Consider the following 16,573-nt stretch of genomic DNA (forward strand, 5'->3'; position numbering starts at 1 on the left):
CCGCGTTCAGAACGCCTGGTCGAAACGAATGTTGCCGCCGATGCCTACCTGGTAGGACGACACGCGCCGCTCGAAGAAGTTGGTCAGTTCCTGCGCATCCTGCAGCACCAGGAAGGACAGTGGGTTGCGTGCGCCGAAACGGCGCGGCATGCCCAGCGCGACGAGGCGTTCGTCGGCGATGCAGCGCAGGTACTCGATCATGTCGGCCAGCGGCAGGCCGGCGATCCCGTCGCCGATCACATCCTGGGCGAAGCCGATCTCGCACGCGAGGGCTTCGTCGATCATGGCCTCGACCTGGGCCTGCAGCGCGGCATCGAACAGTTCCGGCTCTTCTGTGCGGATCTGGTCGATGACCTTGAACGCAAAGGCGATGTGCATGGACTCGTCGCGGAATACCCAGTTGGTGCCGGTGGCCAGTCCGTTGAGCAGGCCACGCGAACGCAGGTAGTAGACGTAGGCAAACGCGCCGAAGAAAAACAGCCCTTCGATGCAGGCGGCGAAACAGATCAGGTTGAGCAGGAAGGCCTGCCGCTCGCGGCGGCCGTGCAGCGGTCCCAGGGCATCGACCGAACCCATCCACTTCAGGCAGAACTCGCCTTTGCGGCGGATCGAGGCGACGTCGTCGATCGCACGGAATGCCGCGCTGCGCCGTTCGGGATCGTCCAGGTAGGTGTCGAGCAGGGTCAGGTAGAACTCGACGTGCTGCGCTTCCTCGAAGATCTGCCGCGACAGGTACAGGCGAGCCTCCGGCGAGTTGATGTGCCGGTACAGGTTGAGGACGACGTTGTTGGAGACAATCATGTCGCCGGTCGCGAAGAAGGCCACCAGCCGCTCGACCAGATGCAGTTCGCCCGGCGACAGCTGCGTGCGCAGGTCGCGCCGGTCGTCGCTGAAGTCCACCTCTTCGACGGTCCAGGTATTGCGTATGCTTTTTTTGTAGAAATCGAAAAATATCGGATAGCGCATCGGCCTCAGAGTCAGTTCCAGGCCAGGGTCGAGAATCTTCGGTGCGCTCATTGGCAGGCCTCGCAGACAGGCGTTTCGACACCGGCCACGGCCGCGCAGACGCGGGTCGCGGGCCGCGAACGCAGGTAGTAAGTGGTCTTCAGCCCGGCTTTCCAGGCGTACATGTACATCGACGACAGTGTGTCCAGGGTCGGGCTTTCCAGGAACAGGTTGAGCGACTGGCTTTGATCGACAAACGGACCGCGCGCCGCAGCCAGGTCGATCAGCGCTTTTTGCGGCAGTTCCCACACGGTGCGATAGAGCCGGCGCCATTCGGCCGGAATTTCGCCGATGTCCTGTACCGAGCCGTTGGCCCGCTTGAGCGCCGCACGGATCGCCGGGGTCCACAAGCCGGCGCGGCGCAGATCCTTGACCAGATAGCGGTTCAGCACGACGAATTCGCCGGATGAGGTCTCGCGCCGGTACAGATTGGAAAATTGCGGTTCTATCGACTCGTGGCAGCCGGCCAGCGCGGCAATGGTCACCGTCGGCGCGACGGCAATCAGCAGCGAATTGCGCAGGCCGTGGCGGGCGATGTCCCGGCGCAGGCCGTCCCAATCCAGTTCACTGCCGGGCCGCGCCTGCCACAGATCGAACTGCAGCAACCCGTCGCTGGCCCGGGTCTGCGCAAACGCCGGATGCGGCCCGTGCAGCCGCGCCAGTTCGCACGATGCGGCAAGGGCATGGAAGTACAGGTGCTCGGCCAGACGCGTCGACAGCTGCAATGCCGCCTCGCTGTCGAACGGCAGGCGCAGGGCGAAGAACAGGTCCTGCAGGCCCATCATGCCCAGGCCGACCGGCCGCCATTTCAGGTTGGACCGGCGCGTCGCCGGCAGCGGATAGGCGTTGCGGTCGATCACCCGGTCGAGCTGCTGCACGGCCGTTCGTATCGTCCGCGCCAGGCGGCAGTAATCGAATGTGCCGTCGGCGAGATGGCGCGACAGATTGACCGAGCCCAGCGTGCAGACCGCGTATTCGCCGGGACGGGTGACTTCGGTGATCTCGGTACACAAGTTGGATAGCTGGACCACGTTTTGCGGCCGCGCGGTCTGGTTGCATTTGCGATTGCAGGCGTCCTTGAAGGTGAGCCAACCGCTGCCGGTTTCACCCAGGGTGCGCAGCATGGCCGCATACAGGACGCGGGCGCGCAGGGTCTTTTTCGCCTTGCCGGCATGGACGGCAGCCTCGTAGGCCCGGTCGAAACGCTCGCCCCACAGGCCGGACAGGTGCGGCACATCGACCGGATCGAACAGCGACCACTCCGCATCGGCCTCGACGCAACGCATGAACCGGTCCGGTATCCAGTTCGCCAGTTGCAGATGGTAGGTGCGGCGCTCGGCCGCGCCGGTGCCGTCGCGCAGGGCGAGGAAATCCTCGATGTCGGCGTGCCAGGTTTCCAGGTAGACGCAGGTAGCGCCTTTGCGCCGGCCGCCCTGGTTGACCGCGGCGGTGGACGAATCCAGCAGCTTGAGCCACGGCACGACACCGCTGGCCGTGCCGTTGGTCGAGTTCACGCGCGAGCCGTCGCTGCGCACGCTGTGATAGGCCAGGCCTATGCCGCCGGAACGCTGCGCGATACGCGCAGTGTCCTTGAGCTGGTCGTAGATGCCGTCGAGGGAATCCGGCGGCGGGCCCAGGATGAAGCAGGAGCACAGCTGCTCGTTCGCGCTGCCGGCGTTGAACAGGTTCGAGGTGAGGTATTCGCCGCGCCGCAGCAGTGCATGCAGTTCCAGCGCCTGTTCCAGCGTATCGGACAAACCCGCGGCGGCACGGACGAGGAAGAAGGACGGCGATTCGATCAAGCGGCCGCTGGCCGGATTGCGCAGGAGATAGCGCTCGCACAGCAGGACCAGGCCGGCGTACTCCGCAGGCCACACGGCCGTTTCGCCGCAACAGCCGGCGAACTGTTCGCAGTGCGCGTCGAGTAGCGCGCGCGTGCGCGCATTCAGCAGCTGCAGCGATGCGGCCTTGTGTACAAAGCCGACGAACGATGCCACGCCTTCGGCCGCGAGTTCGAGGTCGACCAGGTAACGCTGCAGCGCCGCCGCCAGCAACGAATATTCCGGCTGCACCTCGACCAGCGCCATGCAGCTGCGGATGGCTTCCTCGACGGCGCCGTACAGCGATTCGCCCGCCAGGCATGCGCGCAGGGCATGCGCGCAAACGGGCGCGAGGTCTACGTCGATTCCCGCGCCGCACTGCTCTATGATGCCGCGCAGCCTGTCGCCAGGCGCGTCCGGGTCGGGAGTTTGCCGTATTGGCAACATTGCCACCTGTTCCCGGCCGCCGCCCGGGTAGCGGCCTTCGCCGTCGGTTTCGACCTTGGGTCGCACGCGTGTAGTCATGGCAGGTTCGAACTCTGATGGACAGCAGGCACGATGCGTTGAATACGGCAGTGCAGGAACGCGAACTGGAGCGGCTTTGCGCCGACGATCTCGAGGCCGGCAGCGTCTACGACGCCGCTTTCGTCTATCTGCTGCCGGACGAGCTGGCCCGAGCCATTGCCGCGCTGCGCCACGCACTGGCGGATTTCGGTGCCCGCGAGACCCAGCTGACGCCGCATGCGACCGTCGTCTACCTGGGCCGGCGCACAGGCGCGCAGTTGCTGCGGTGCGCCGGCCTGCTGCTGCAGGCCGGCCCTGCCGCCGCTGCGACCGCCGTCGAGGGCTTCGGCTACTTCGGCGACGACAGCGTGGTCGGCAATCTTCATTGCCGCCTCGAACCGACGGCGCTGGCGCGGCAGCACGTACGCTGCCTCGACCTGCTCGCCACGATCGGCGAAAAAGCCGACACGCCGTTCGTGCGCGAGCGCTATCGGCCGCATATCAGCCTTTTTGACGGCATTGCGCTGCCCCGCGCCCAGGCTGAGTCGGCTGTCGCTGCGCGCGTGCGCTGCCCGTCCTGGCGCGGCAATGTGGAGAAATTCGCCCTGATGTGGAAGCGCGCCGGCGACCGCGCTGCAGGCGCGTGAGTCCTTGTCGCGAAAGACCGGCGCCGCATGAACGCGTTCGGCGCTGACCGTCGCGCGCTCGAGGCGCTGCTGCAGACCGCCGTGCCGGTGGCGGTGTCGCAAGGTTCGCTGGCGGCGATGTATTTCACCGACCGCTATTTCATGTCCCGCCTGGACGGCCTGCACATTGCCGCGGCGCACGGCGGTGCGCTGGCGTCGTACCTGTGCATTGCGCTGTTCGTCGGGCTGATCTCCTATGCGACCGTTCTCGTGGCGCATCATTTCGGCACCGGCAGGTATGCGCAGTGCGCAAAAGTCACGACCCAGGGCCTGATCCTGTGCCTGGCGCTGACACCGCTGATCGCCCTGTTCGCCTGGGCCGTCGGCGGCATCTTCCAGCCGCTGGGACACGCGCCGGAACAGGTGGCGCTGGAGCGGGACTATTTTTTCCTGCTCATGGTCGCGGCGACGCTGTCGCTGCCCAAGACCTGCATCGGCGCCTTCTTCATCGGCACGGACAGAACCCGCCAGGTGATGGTCATCGAGCTGCTCGGCACCTTGCTGAACGCGCCGCTGGCCTATCTGCTGATTTTCGGCAAATGGGGATTTCCTGCCCTCGGCATTGCCGGCGCGGCCATCGCCACCATCGTCGCGACGGCGTTCTCGCTGCTGTTGCTGCTGGCGGCCTACCTGGCGCCGGCCAACCGGCGCACCTTCCATATCGGCCACTCGCTGCGATTCGACGCGGCTATCGCCGGACCGTATCTCGCGCTGGGATCGTCCGCCGGTTTCGAGCGCTTCCTGAGCATTTCGGCGTTCAATCTGTTTCTGCTGCTGTTCCAGTCCTATGGCGTCGCCGAAAGCACCGCGGCGGCGATCGTGCTCGGCTGGGACTCGGTGCTGCGGGTTCCCATGCTCGGCCTGGCCGTCGCCTTGTCCAGCCTGGTCGCGCGTCATGCCGGCGCCGGCGACTGGCAGGCGGTGCGCCGCACGGTCGGTGCCGGCGCGATGCTGGCCATCGGCTATACCGCCGCCGTCGGCGCCACGATGCTGCTCTGGCAAGAACCGATGATCCGGCTGTTCCTCGCCGACGGCACCGACCATTCGGCCGTGATGGCGCTGGCGCGCTGGATGATGCTCGGCGTGATCGGCTACCTGGCCGCCGACGCGCTGGCCGTGCTCGCCGCTGGCGTACTGCGCGGCCTGGGCGACACACGCTGGATCCTGCTGGTGTCGGGCCTGGTGCACTGGCTGATGCTCGGCATCCAGGTCGTCGCGATCCGTTGGCTCGGCCTGCCAGCACTGCTGTCGTTCGGCGTATTCGTGCTGATGGTGGTCTGCCTCGCCACGCTGTATGTACGCCGTGCCCGCCGCGCCGTGCGTACGCACCGGACTTCGCTGCAGTAGCAAGGCTGCGGCGTGCATGGCTCAGGCCCCGACCTTGGCATACGACCAGAACAGGCGCCGGATCGGCTTGTCCCAGGCATCGATCAGCGTCTCCTCGCGCACCTCGCCGCCGAGGGCGAGACCGACGCGGCTGCCATAGTCCTGCACCCGCTGCGCCGACCACGGGAAGATCGGCACGCTAGGGTCGACGCTCTGGCCCGGATTGCCGCGCATGAACAGGCGTCCGCCGGGCACCAGCCAGCGCGAAACGACGGCGAGCGCATCGAGGATATGTTGCTCGGTGCCGAAGTTGATGCTGCCCAGGGCCAGGGCGACATCGACCGATTCGGCCTTGAACGGCGCGTCGTGCAGGTCGCAGACGATATCGGCGTGTTCATTGACGATATCGATGCCGACCAGGTTGCGGATCTTGCCCTTGAACGGATTGAAACCGCAGCCGACATCGACCACGACGCGCGGCTGCAGCTGGTTCACCGTATCGACCAGGGCCATGCCGCTGAGCGGAAAACGGTCGATGGACTGGCGCCAGGTGTCGGCGTGGAAGAACTTCTTCAGTGCGGGCATGTCGAGCATGACTCGGCTCCTCAGACGACGCAGAGCGACGCAAGACGCGCCGTGGCATGGCAATCCGCCTCGATTTCGGCGGCCGGCCGGCCGCCGAAGCCGTACTTCACTTCGAACGGTGTCGCGCCGAGCTCGTTCGTGCGCGCCGTGGCGTAGCTCAGGCCGAGTTGCGCCAGCACCGGCGCCAGCGAGCGGTGCCGCTTGAGCGGCTTACCGTTGGCCTGGGCGAAGGCGGCGATGCCCGCATTGTCGAGCGCGATCTGCAGCGCCATGTTGGCGCTGTCCTCGTACCAGGTGTAGTCGGGAAACGAGATGCGGAAACCGCCGGACTGCTGCCACCACGACAGGCATTGCTGGTCGGAGCGGTGTACCAGCAGGAAGCGGGCCGCGGGAAAGAAATTCTGCAGGGCCGGCAGGTGGCGGCTGAACAGGTGGCTCTTCAGCAGCAGCGTGCCTTCGACATGCTCGTACGGCCGGGCGAATTCCTGCAACAGGTCTTCGCGCGACATCGACGGCAGATCGGCGAAACGATCGCCGTATTCCATGCCCGGGCCGAAGTAGTTGCCGAAGTGCAGCGGCGTGTTGCTCTGCGCACGCTGCATCGACAGGTCGGAGGTGTTGATTCCCTGCGCGTACATCACGGCATGGGAGATGGCGCTCCATTTGGAGCCCGGCGCACCGGTGACGAAGATCAGGCCTTTTCCGCTGGGGTCGATCACGCGCGCTTCCTTTGCGGGGAGTGGGAGGCGTTGTAGGCATCCAGGCTGCCGACAAGACGGCTTTGCAGGGCGGCGTCGGCGCAGGCGCGGGGGACCTGGCCCGGATCGAACACCTCCAGCTTGCATATCGGCTCGATGGCATGCAGTCCGCCGAGGTATTCGCTGAATTCCGCCACGTAGCGGGTCAGGCGGTGATTGCCTTCCCAGACGGCTTCCTTGTAGAGCAGGTGCGGCAGCGAGCCGTGTTTGCGCCCTTTCGCCATGACATTGCGCTGGAAGCGGATGAAACCCGAGGTATCGGCGACGTAGGTCTGGGCAAAGTTGGTCAGCGCCGGCAGCGTCTCGCGCCGTTGCATCAGGCCGGCGAGTGAGGTGCCGTCGGTGGAAAAGCGGCTGCGCGCGCCGGGCCGCGACAAGGCTTCGATGGTCGCGAATGCATCCACGGTACGCACCCTGTCCAGATGCATGCCCGGCTCGATGTCGCGCGCGATGAACAGCAAGGGCACGCGGATCACGCCTTCGGCCACGCTGTTGAAATGGCCGAAGCTGTCGGCGTCGTATTCCTCGCCGTGATCGCCGAACAGCACCAGCAATACGTTCTTGTGCTGCAGCAGGGCGGACAGGCGTTCGATGAAGCGCTCGAAGCGCGTCGTCAGGAAGTGTTCTATGCCCTCCAGGTACAGCGCGAAGATGTCCTGCCCGCGACCGGCATGCCACAACTCCTGGATGATGCGTTTGTAGCGCATCAGATAGTGCAGGTCTTCCTGATCGCGATAGGTCTCGAACAGCTGGTCCTTGGGCAACTCCACCGCACGGCCAAGCTCAGCCTCCAGCTGCTCGACCTTGGCGCGGTAGGCCTGGCCGCCGTAGCTGAGGTTATGGAAACCGTACGGTACATGTACGCCGCCGAAGTGGACCAGGCTGAACGAGCGCTCGCTCGCGCCGATCAGTTCCAGGCAACGCGCGTCGTCCTCGACGATGAAGTGGTCGACGCCGCGATCGAAGCCCAGGGTCGGTCCGAGGATGACCGGAAAATCGCTCTTGAGAACGGTCGTATAGCCGCTGCGCTTGGCTCGCGTCATCAGCGTTTCGTATTGCAGCTTGCGATTGTAGAACTCGTATACGCCATGCCGCAGCGGCCATTTCCCGGTCAGCAGCGAGGCATGCGAGGCCGACGTATACGGAGCGGCAGAAAGGCAATTGGCGAAAAAGAAACCTTTTCCGATGAGCTGGTCGAGTATCGCCGTGCGCGGTGCGGCGACGCCGGGATATTTTTCCGGCCACAGCTTGAGCGGGTTCGCGGCTATGGCATCGCTGCGCAGGGTATCGATGGAAATCAGGACGACATGGTCGTACATGGCAAGGTCTCCGAGGCGACGCGACGACAGGCACTGACGGGCGACGAAGCAGCGTGAGGTGGCCGGCACGGCCGGCATTGCGCGGTCTAGTCCACAGCAGCCTCCGCAACCGCAGGGGGATCGCGCGCCAGGATGCCGACGCTGCAACCGATGCCGCCGGCGCAAGCCAGGTATTCGCTCACGTCGAGCGAGTCCACGCGCACCGATTCGCGCTGCAGCTGCGCGCGCGTGCGGGCGCCGCCGGCCGGAGCAATCACGTGGCCGGCGTCGATGGCAACGAAATTCAGCACGCGGTCGCGCTCGATCTCCTCGCGCTCGGTGCAGATCACGCAGGCGATGCCCTGCGCCGACAGCGCCGCCTCGATCGCCGGCGAGCGGGCGGCGCCGTTGTACACGGCCTTGCCGGGCGACAGGAAATTGACGCTGCCGAGCAGGTGCTGCACGCCGGGCGGCAAATCCACCAGCGAGCACTTCACGCCGATGCGCGCCAGGGTTTCGCTCACCTGCGCCGCGCCGCTGGCATTGCTGCGCCGGCCGATGCCGATCAGCACATGGTCGGGGGCAATCCACAGCGCATCGGCGCCTTCGAACAGGCCGTCCGCATGCACGGTGAGCAGAATCGGTATGCCCAGGTCGGCGAGGAAGCGCGACACCAGCCGCGCCTCGCCCGCCCGCTGCCGCGACGCCGGCCGCGCCACGATCGCGCCTTCGGGCGTCATGAAGAAGAGGTCACGCATGAACAGGATGTTCGGCGGCGCCGCTGCGTCGTCCAGCACGTCGACCGCCACGCCGGCGGATTCGAAATACTGCTTGAGCGCGAAGAATTGCGCCTGCAGGCGTTGCAGGTCAGGGCAGCGCAGCAGTAGCTGGACCTGGGGATCTGCGATGGCGGCCAGCGACGCGGGAGGCCTGGCCAGCGCGACGCGGCGCAACCGCCCGGTTTCGCTGCGATTGCCACAGGCGCGCCAGAGCTGGCCCGCGGCCAGGTCTTCGCCATGGCTGGCCGTGCGGCCCAGCCAGCCCTCTCCGCCCAGGGTTGCCGGCAGGCGCGGCTCAGCTCCAGGCATCGGTCTTGCCCTCGTAGCCCAGTTCTTCGGGACGCAGCAGCAGGGCTGCGTTGCGCACGAAATTCATGACCAGGTTCTCGCGCGAACGCCAGCGGTACGGCGCCGGCCGCTCGGTCACCATGACCGGCCGTGGCCGCTCCAGCAGCCGCGCGGCGGCGGCGATGCCGAGCCAGTGCAGCAGCGCGCAGCGCGCCTCGTGGCCGCGCGGTCCGGCATCGATGAAGTCCTCGAACTTGATGCGCCAGGTCGATCGCGCCGACGCCACGGTTTCGGCCAGGATGCGCCGGTTCGTGGTCGCCCACTGGAACGCGCAGACGTCGCCGACGCTGGCGTTGCGCACGGCTTGCCAGCCCGGCGGAAGATCGAACTTCCACCAGTGCGTGGCCCAGGGATGGCGTTCCGAATAGCCGGCGATCTGCAGCGGCTCGGCGGTACGGTGGGAAAAGAAATTGCGGTGCTCCCAGCCGTCGAGCAGGCCGTTGATGCTCGCCGCCGGATTGCGCACCAGATGGACGACGCGAATCTCCGCCTTGGCGAATACCTTGCGCAGCAAGCCCATCCGATAGATGTTGCTGGGATCCTTGATGACGACGGCGCGACGGCGCAGCTCCTCGGCGGCAGGCTGGCGCCACAGCCGCGGCAGCACGAACGGCGTCTCTTCGATCAGGCGTCCGGGCAGCGGCCCCACCGGCAGCGGACGATGCGGAAAATGCTGGCGGACTTTCTCCGTCGGCAGGTCGTAGCGATACGGGCATACGCCGGGATGCTGCTGGTGAATGCGCGGCAGCAGGGCCAGCAGGAATTCGACCGGGTCGAATTCGTCGGCGCGGCGCCAGCCCAGTCCGCCCAGCGTCGCCGTCACCCAGGCCAGGACCTGGTCGGCGCAGAACACCTCGTCCGGCCATTGGCAGCACAGGTTGAACAGCACGTTGTCGGTCAGCTGCCGCAGGCGGATGCCGGCATCCGGCGGCGGCAGCTCGCCCAGGCGGCGGAAGAATTCACGCTCGAAGGCCGGCATCAGCGCCGGCGGGATCTCGCGGAGCACGTCGGAGCAGTCGTCGCCACAGAAGCTGGCGACGCCGACCAGGCGCAGTATGGATTTCAGCTCGCCGCCCAGGTGCAGCAGGCCCGGTTGCGCCCGCAGCCATTCCGCCAGCGCGCTGGATCCGCTGCGCGAGGCCGATGCGATGAGCACGACCTGGCGCACATCGTCGAAGCACGCGGCGGCGGCAGGCGCCGGCGGCGGCGCGAGACTGGATGCGGCGCCGCTGCTCATCGGCACAGGCCCAGGTAGCGCAGCAGCAACGCCCTGCGCCAGCGCAACAGCACGTTGCGATCGCGCAGGACGGCGCGCAGCTCGGTCTTCAGCGCATGCAGCGGCTCGACCAGCCTTGCTCGCGCATAGCGCCAGCGGCTGGGCCGCGGTGGCCGCAGCGGCAACGCATAGCCCAGTGTCTGCAGCAGTTCGGCGGTGTGGCCTTCGACGTCCTGCGCCTCGCGCAGCGTGAGGCGCCGGCGATAGGCCTGCACGCTGGTGGTGGAAATCGGCTTGGCCACGTTGGCCCAGGACGAAGACAGTCGCGCCGCGATGCGCGCCTCGTCGCCGGAAAATGCGCTCAGCATCGACGCCTCGAAAGGCAGGCCGAGGAAGGCACAGATCTGTACGAATGCCGGCGCGGGATCGCCGACCAGCGCCTCGTAGTGCAGGCGCAGGATGCGTTGCGCACCGTAGCGCTGCCAGGCCGCCAGGCCGAGCTGCTGCTGTTGCTGCCACAGTACGGCGGTATTCAGTGCAACGTTGGGATTGAACACCGACTGTTTCGACGACGCGGCCACATCGCGCGGATCGCGGATCAGCCAGAGAAACCGCGCGGCCGGGTAGTAGTCCGCCAGCGCGTCGATCTGGTGGATGGCGAAGGTGCTCTTGCAGCCCCAGCGCGGCTTGCGCTGCTGCTGTGCGTGCCAGTACTGGATGGCGTCGTAAAGCCCGAGGAGATCGGGCGTGCGCATTTCCCGCAGTATCCAGGCGGCGTCGGGCAGGGTCTGCCACGGATGGATATGCCAACGCACCAGGCGCAGCGCGTCGCGCACCAGCCGTTGCCGTCTGTGCAGCTGGGCCAGATCGCCGTAGCGCGGCAGCAGCGGCAGGAAATAGCGCAGCAGATGCGGCGGATGCGGCACGCTGATAGCGGAGTGCGCATTGAGCGCAAGGCGAAGCAGGTTCGAGCCCGAGCGCTCGGTGCCGACGATGAAGACCGGCCTGTCGCGGGGATGCGGTGTCGCCCCGGCGGCGCCGTCGGCCACTGCCGGGGTCCCTGCGTCATCCAATCCCAGGCTCATACGGTCTCCCGACAACGGGTTTCAGTCAGCGCGAGGCGAGATCGACCCGGCCGGAACAGTTCGGGCCGGGCGATCCCAAACGGTTTCCGAAGCGGTTACTGCAGGTAGTTCGAGCCATACGCCTCGACGCAGATCGCGCGGGCGGCAGGTACTTCCACCGTGTTGCTGCAGCTCACGTCATACAGCTGCTTGCGCATCTGGTCGGCCAGTTCCAGCACGCGTGCCTGGCTTTCCGCATCCTGGGCCAGATCTTCCAGGCCCTTGCGGCCGATGTTGCTGTGGAACAGTTCGTCCTTCGCGATCCTGGAATAGGCGCGGGCGATGTAGTCGTCCTCGATGATCTCGGACATCTTCTGCCACACGCGGTGAGCGCGGCCTTCGGCGATGAACTGATAGGTGTAGAGCGCGAGCAGGTCGTTCTCGTCGAACTCTTCCAGGCAGCGCACGCCCTTGGCCTGGCCGGCGTCGCGTTCGTCGGCGAGGGACTGCATGTTCACTTCTTCGCCGGTCAGGTGTTCGATGACATTGGCCACCAGATCGAAATGGGTGGCTTCGTCGAGCACCTGCTTGGCGAGATTGCGCACCATGCCGCGCGGCAGCGTACTGGAAAGCCGCAACAGCCGGCTCGCCACCTCTTCCATGTTGCGGTACTCGTTCATGCAGCGGCCGCGGAAGTGCTCGACCATCGCCTCTTTCGACGGGTTGGCCTTGAAATACGCCTCCACCTGCATTTCGGACGCCTGGAACAGCGCCTCGTTCTGAGCCGCAAGCGTCGAAACGAAATTACTAGCCGTTTCCATAGACACTCCTTACTTAACGTTGGATAGGTCTTGCAGGAATTACAGGACTATGGCAGTGCGAACCGCACGGCCGGCCGGAGAATATGCAGTGAATGTAAAGATGTCAAAGATTAACAAGTTGGTAAAGATAGTTAGTATTCCTTACATTGACATTGTCTATCGAACACCCGCATCCGGCACCGGACCCTGCGCGGCGACGCCCGCAACGGGGCATATATGTTGCGCCGCCACAGAAAACTGCGGACAGGCCTTTGAATACGATGTTTTCGACATCGTCGTGTCGCAGCAAAGTTTCGTTAGAAAGACGTTTTTCTGCCGGCATATGGATGCACGCCTGCGGCCACGGAAAAAATATTCCGAACGTTTTCCATTGATGCCGAATATGGCAATCGTGGCAATTTAGTTCCCGAGGAATTTTTTGATCATGTTCCGTTTTGTTTTACGTTTACGTTAGGATCGCCGCGAAAAGGCGCCCGTAGGAGAGCCCGGTGAACGTCTTCCTGAAGCCGCAGTTTTTCCGCGACGACATACTGGCGAATCTGCTGTTGCCGCGTACCGGCTGGCGTGGCCGCTCGTATGTCGTGGTGTTTCCGACCAAGTACTGTCCGGTGGCCTGCAAGCATTGCTACTTCGCCTCGAGCATGCCGGGCCGCAACGACGAGGGCGGCTCGCTGGGCGCGGCGGACATCGAAAGGGTCAAGCAATTCGTGTTCGATGCCGATACCGAACTGCTGCAGATCACCGGTGGCGGCGAGCCGCTGCTGCAGATGCAGTCGGTGCTGGAGCTGATCGGGCAGGGCCGCGCGCGCCGCATGCTGCTCAATACCAGCGGGCTTTTCGCCAGCTCTCCCGCGCGCGCTGCCGACACGATAGAGCGGATCTTCAGCGCCTTCGCCGCCAATCCATACTGCGGCAAATTCATCTTCCGGCTGTCGGTGGACGAGTTCCACCTGGAGACCGTCAAGCCTGCCAAGCTGCTCAACGTGGTGTCGCACTTCCGCCGCAACTTCCAGCGCTACGAAGCCGCGAACTTCACGCTGAAGCTGCATACCCTGGCCGGCGACCGCGCGGTGGAGTGGCTGCTGCAACCGCTGGCGGACGAGGTGCTGCGCCTGGAACCCACCGAGGTGGTCTTCCACGACGGCACCGCCTGCGCCATAGGCCATGCGCCACGGATGATGTCGCAGGCCAGGCCGGACCTGTTCAATCTGGAGGAAACCCGCCATGCGCTGGATGTCTTCGACGAGGTGCGCGATCCGACGCCGGGCGCCTTCATCGACGACAACCTCGACCTGGGCCTGTGCTTCCTGATCCACGAAGACGGCGATGTGGAACTCTGGAATACCGCGCCAGCCGACAACGTGGCCAATGTGCGCAGCCACGATTTCGCCGCGGTTCGCCACAGCGTGCTCGGCGACGTGATCCAGCTCGGCGCGCTGGATCACACGGCCCCGTACATCGAGGCGCTGGTGGCGGAGGTAGACCCGCTTTCCCTGCGCCGGGCCAAATCGATAGGCTCGGCCACCTTTCTCAACCGCCGCATGTTTGCCGAGGCCCGCCTGCGCCTGTACGTGTCGCTGCGGGTGATACAGGACTATCTCGCCGACGGCAGCCTCGGCCAGGCCCAGCTCGAACAGCTGCAGGCAGACACCCGTGCCGCGCTGCGCCTGCCCGGCGAGCAGCTGCGGCGCCTGTACCGGGAATCCGGCTTCGACATCGTCGAGCAGCAGCTGAACCAGCCGGATCCGAGCCCGTCGGAGCTGATCGACCTGTATCAGCGCCTGAAACTGGGTCACTTCGACGTGGCCCCGACGGCGATGGTGGAACGCGTCCGCGGCGCTACCACGCTGCGCGAGCAGGTGCGCAGGGATTTCCTGGCGATGCTCGGATAGTGTCTGTAGCCGGGGCCGCAGGTTTTCCACAGGAGAAGGCGTGGCGTACTACGACCTGATCGGCGACGTGCACGGCTGCGCCGGCACCTTGCGCATTCTGCTGCACGAACTGGGCTACCGCAGCCGTGCCGGCACCTGGCGCCATCCCGAACGGCGCGCCATCTTCGTCGGCGACCTGATCGACCGCGGTCCGCGCCAGCGCGAGACGGTCGACCTGGTCAGGCGCATGAGCGACGAAGGCGCCGCGCTGTGCATCATGGGCAACCACGAATGGAATGCCATTGCCTACGCGACACCCCGCGCCGACGGCAGCGGCTACCTGCGCGAGCACTCGGCCAAATACCGCTATCACCACCAGGCGTTCCTCGACGCCTATCGGCACGACGAGGCCGGGCGCCGCGATGCGCTGGCCTGGTTCCGCCGCCTGCCGCTATGGCTGGACCTCGGCGTCTTGCGCGTCGTGCACGCAACCTGGGACGCGACGGCGATGCAGCGGCTGCAGCGAGTCTACGGCGCGCCGGCATTCGGCGAGGGGTTGCTGCACGACGCCTTCGTCCCGGGTAGCTGGCAGTCGCAGGCCATCGACTGCCTGTTGCAGGGCGAGCAGGTGTCGCTGAACGAGGGCGTCAGCGTGGCCGACCGCTTCGGTATCCAGCGGCAGTCCGTGCGCATCCGCTGGTGGGGCAGCCGCGCCGCCAGCCTGCGCGAGGCCCACCTGGGCCCTCGCGCCAGCCGCCGCCTGGTGCCGGACATCGCATTGGCAACGGCGCACTGGGTCGGCTACGGCGAAGACCAGCCGCCGGTGTTCTTCGGCCACTACTGGCTGGACGGGCAGCCCACGGCACTGGCGCCGAACGTGGCCTGCCTCGACTACAGCGTGGCCGCGCCCGACGGAGTACTCGCGGCCTATCGCTGGAGCGGCGAAGCGGTGCTCGACGACAGGCATTTCGTCGTGGTGCCGCGCCAGGAGGATTGAGCGGCGCGCCGCCGGCGCCGGCCGCCGGCCCGCAGCCCACTTGTGGCGCATTCTTGTCTACCATGCGCGGATGGACACTCCGACCCGCACGGCCCCTCTTCACGCCACGCTTGCGCAGCTGCGCGAAGCCTGGAACGCGCAGCGCCCGGACTACGGCCAGCGCATGGACGACCTGGCGCGGCTGCGCGCGGCGTTCAAGCGCCGGCTGGACGGGCTGGTCGATGCGATGAGTGCCGACTTCGGCCGCCGTTCGCGCCACGAATCGCTGCTCACCGACGGTATGACCGTGCTGCACGAGATCGACCTGGTGCGCAGCCGGCTGCGCCGCTGGATGCGGCCGCAGGCACGCTCGGTGGAGTGGACCTTCCTGCCGGCCAGTGCCGAGATCCGCTACCAGGCGCTGGGCGTGATCGGCATCATCTCGCCGTGGAACTACCCGGTGAACCTCGCGCTGATTCCGCTGGTCAGCGCGATCGGCGCCGGCAACCACGTGATGCTCAAGCCGTCGGAATTCACGCCGCGCACCTCGCAAGCGATGGCGGAACTGCTGGCCGAGGTGTTTCCGGCCGACCGTGTCGCGACGATACTCGGTGATGCGGACGTCGCCGCCGAATTCGCCGCCTTGCCGCTGGACCACCTGCTGTTCACCGGCTCCACGCCGGTAGGGCGCAAGGTGATGGCTGCCGCCGCTCCGAACCTCACCCCGGTCACGCTGGAACTCGGCGGCAAGTCGCCGGCCATCGTCGCACCGGGCTATTCCATCGCCACCGCCGCCGGCCGCATCGCCGCCGGCAAGCTGCTGAATGCGGGCCAGACCTGCATCGCCCCCGACTACGTACTGCTGCGCGAACAGGACAAGGCTGCCTTCATCGCCGCGCTGCGCGCCTACGTGACGCAGCATTATCCCAATTTGCGCCAAAACGCCGATTACACCAGCATCATCAACCCGCGCCAGTACGTGCGCCTGCAGGGCTTGGTGGACGAGGCGCGCGCCCGTGGCGCCGAGATCGTCACCCTGCCCGACGACCAGGCCCACGACATCGACGCGCGCGTGTTCGCGCCGACCCTGGTGCTGAATGCACCGGCCGACAGCCGCGTGATGCAGGAGGAAATCTTCGGGCCCATCCTGCCCCTGGTCACGGTTGACTCGGTCGATGCGGCCATCGCCTATATCAATGCGCGGCCGCGGCCGCTGGCGCTGTATCACTTCGACCACGACCGCAGCCGTACGCGCCAGGTGCTGGAAAGCTGCGTGGCCGGCGGCGTCAGCGTGAACGATTGCATTTACCACAATGCCCAGGCCGAGCTGCCGTTCGGCGGCGTCGGCCCCTCGGGCATGGGCCATTACCACGGCCACCACGGCTTCCTGACGTTTTCCAAGCAATTGCCGGTATTCCGCCAGGCTCGCTTCAGTTCCCTGTCGCTGCTGCGGCCGCCGTACAAGGGCCTGGCCAGTTTCGTCACGCGCTTTTTGACGCGCTGACCGCCGCCGTTT

The 16,573-nt window shown here is 66.2% G+C and carries 15 protein-coding genes; 6 read left to right on the forward strand and 9 right to left on the reverse strand.

The genetic code is table 11. From position 1 onward, the window contains the following. Positions 1–6: 6 nt before the first annotated feature. Entirely contained in the window at positions 7–1,017 is a 1,011-nt protein-coding gene (locus DFR29_RS03655) for a ribonucleotide-diphosphate reductase subunit beta (protein ID WP_133817210.1), read from the reverse strand. Next, positions 1,014–3,350, reverse strand: a complete 2,337-nt coding sequence (locus DFR29_RS03660) for a ribonucleoside-diphosphate reductase subunit alpha (RefSeq protein WP_133817211.1) — start codon at positions 3,348–3,350, stop codon at positions 1,014–1,016. The genes DFR29_RS03655 and DFR29_RS03660 overlap by 4 nt, the downstream gene beginning before the upstream one ends. A 17-nt stretch (positions 3,351–3,367) precedes the next feature. Here DFR29_RS03660 and DFR29_RS03665 point away from each other — a divergent pair, with 17 nt between their 5' ends. Beyond that, positions 3,368–3,976, forward strand: coding sequence for a 2'-5' RNA ligase family protein (locus DFR29_RS03665; RefSeq protein ID WP_133817212.1), 609 nt, complete (start codon positions 3,368–3,370; stop codon positions 3,974–3,976). 27 nt (positions 3,977–4,003) lie between these two features. Continuing rightward, complete coding sequence (locus tag DFR29_RS03670; RefSeq protein ID WP_133817213.1) at positions 4,004–5,362, forward strand: MATE family efflux transporter; 1,359 nt, start codon at positions 4,004–4,006, stop codon at positions 5,360–5,362. Between the two features lie 21 nt (positions 5,363–5,383). On the opposite strand, the gene DFR29_RS03675 is transcribed toward DFR29_RS03670, so the two are convergent. From DFR29_RS03675 to DFR29_RS03705, 7 genes are all read right to left on the reverse strand, one after another. After that, a complete protein-coding gene (locus tag DFR29_RS03675) occupies positions 5,384–5,935 on the reverse strand; it encodes a class I SAM-dependent methyltransferase (RefSeq protein WP_133817214.1) in 552 nt (183 codons plus the stop codon). A gap of 11 nt (positions 5,936–5,946) precedes the next feature. After that, on the reverse strand, positions 5,947–6,645 hold the full coding sequence (locus DFR29_RS03680) for a hypothetical protein (protein ID WP_133817215.1): 699 nt from the start codon (positions 6,643–6,645) through the stop codon (positions 5,947–5,949). Then, complete coding sequence (locus DFR29_RS03685) at positions 6,642–8,003, reverse strand: sulfatase-like hydrolase/transferase (protein ID WP_166653855.1); 1,362 nt, start codon at positions 8,001–8,003, stop codon at positions 6,642–6,644. Before DFR29_RS03685 ends, DFR29_RS03680 begins: the two co-directional genes overlap by 4 nt. An 86-nt stretch (positions 8,004–8,089) precedes the next feature. Next, entirely contained in the window at positions 8,090–9,070 is a 981-nt protein-coding gene (locus DFR29_RS03690) for a dimethylarginine dimethylaminohydrolase family protein (protein ID WP_133817217.1), read from the reverse strand. After that, positions 9,057–10,346 carry a sulfotransferase family protein gene (locus DFR29_RS03695; RefSeq protein WP_133817218.1) on the reverse strand — a complete coding sequence of 430 codons (1,290 nt, stop codon included), beginning with the start codon at positions 10,344–10,346 and terminating at the stop codon, positions 9,057–9,059. The genes DFR29_RS03690 and DFR29_RS03695 overlap by 14 nt, the downstream gene beginning before the upstream one ends. After that, complete coding sequence (locus DFR29_RS03700) at positions 10,343–11,410, reverse strand: sulfotransferase family protein (RefSeq protein WP_133817219.1); 1,068 nt, start codon at positions 11,408–11,410, stop codon at positions 10,343–10,345. Before DFR29_RS03700 ends, DFR29_RS03695 begins: the two co-directional genes overlap by 4 nt. Before the next feature lie 95 nt (positions 11,411–11,505). Then, complete coding sequence (locus tag DFR29_RS03705; protein ID WP_133817220.1) at positions 11,506–12,210, reverse strand: ferritin-like domain-containing protein; 705 nt, start codon at positions 12,208–12,210, stop codon at positions 11,506–11,508. A gap of 49 nt (positions 12,211–12,259) precedes the next feature. On the opposite strand from DFR29_RS03705, the gene DFR29_RS03710 reads away from it, so the two are divergent. From DFR29_RS03710 to DFR29_RS03725, 4 genes are all read left to right on the forward strand, one after another. Beyond that, positions 12,260–12,613, forward strand: coding sequence for a hypothetical protein (locus tag DFR29_RS03710; RefSeq protein WP_133817221.1), 354 nt, complete (start codon positions 12,260–12,262; stop codon positions 12,611–12,613). 85 nt (positions 12,614–12,698) lie between these two features. Beyond that, a complete protein-coding gene (locus DFR29_RS03715) occupies positions 12,699–14,102 on the forward strand; it encodes a 4Fe-4S cluster-binding domain-containing protein (RefSeq protein WP_133817222.1) in 1,404 nt (467 codons plus the stop codon). Between the two features lie 40 nt (positions 14,103–14,142). Next, positions 14,143–15,078 carry a metallophosphoesterase gene (locus DFR29_RS03720; RefSeq protein ID WP_166653856.1) on the forward strand — a complete coding sequence of 312 codons (936 nt, stop codon included), beginning with the start codon at positions 14,143–14,145 and terminating at the stop codon, positions 15,076–15,078. A gap of 70 nt (positions 15,079–15,148) precedes the next feature. Further along, complete coding sequence (locus DFR29_RS03725) at positions 15,149–16,561, forward strand: coniferyl aldehyde dehydrogenase (RefSeq protein ID WP_133817224.1); 1,413 nt, start codon at positions 15,149–15,151, stop codon at positions 16,559–16,561. The last annotated feature ends 12 nt before the right edge of the window (positions 16,562–16,573 follow it).

Origin of the sequence: Tahibacter aquaticus, assembly GCF_004363655.1 — a bacterium.
Lineage (GTDB): Bacteria > Pseudomonadota > Gammaproteobacteria > Xanthomonadales > Rhodanobacteraceae > Tahibacter > Tahibacter aquaticus.

Excerpts from the sequence above, each read along its gene's own strand:
- DFR29_RS03690 (WP_133817217.1), bottom strand. The coding sequence starts at position 9,070 with ATGCCTGGAGCTGAGCCGCGCCTGCCGGCAACCCTGGGCGGAGAGGGC.
- DFR29_RS03655 (WP_133817210.1), bottom strand. The coding sequence starts at position 1,017 with ATGAGCGCACCGAAGATTCTCGACCCTGGCCTGGAACTGACTCTGAGG.
- DFR29_RS03705 (WP_133817220.1), bottom strand. The coding sequence starts at position 12,210 with ATGGAAACGGCTAGTAATTTCGTTTCGACGCTTGCGGCTCAGAACGAG.
- DFR29_RS03700 (WP_133817219.1), bottom strand. The coding sequence starts at position 11,410 with ATGAGCCTGGGATTGGATGACGCAGGGACCCCGGCAGTGGCCGACGGC.
- DFR29_RS03665 (WP_133817212.1), top strand. The coding sequence starts at position 3,368 with ATGGACAGCAGGCACGATGCGTTGAATACGGCAGTGCAGGAACGCGAA.
- DFR29_RS03695 (WP_133817218.1), bottom strand. The coding sequence starts at position 10,346 with ATGAGCAGCGGCGCCGCATCCAGTCTCGCGCCGCCGCCGGCGCCTGCC.
- DFR29_RS03725 (WP_133817224.1), top strand. The coding sequence starts at position 15,149 with ATGGACACTCCGACCCGCACGGCCCCTCTTCACGCCACGCTTGCGCAG.
- DFR29_RS03670 (WP_133817213.1), top strand. The coding sequence starts at position 4,004 with ATGAACGCGTTCGGCGCTGACCGTCGCGCGCTCGAGGCGCTGCTGCAG.
- DFR29_RS03660 (WP_133817211.1), bottom strand. The coding sequence starts at position 3,350 with ATGACTACACGCGTGCGACCCAAGGTCGAAACCGACGGCGAAGGCCGC.
- DFR29_RS03710 (WP_133817221.1), top strand. The coding sequence starts at position 12,260 with ATGGCAGTGCGAACCGCACGGCCGGCCGGAGAATATGCAGTGAATGTA.
- DFR29_RS03685 (WP_166653855.1), bottom strand. The coding sequence starts at position 8,003 with ATGTACGACCATGTCGTCCTGATTTCCATCGATACCCTGCGCAGCGAT.
- DFR29_RS03675 (WP_133817214.1), bottom strand. The coding sequence starts at position 5,935 with ATGCTCGACATGCCCGCACTGAAGAAGTTCTTCCACGCCGACACCTGG.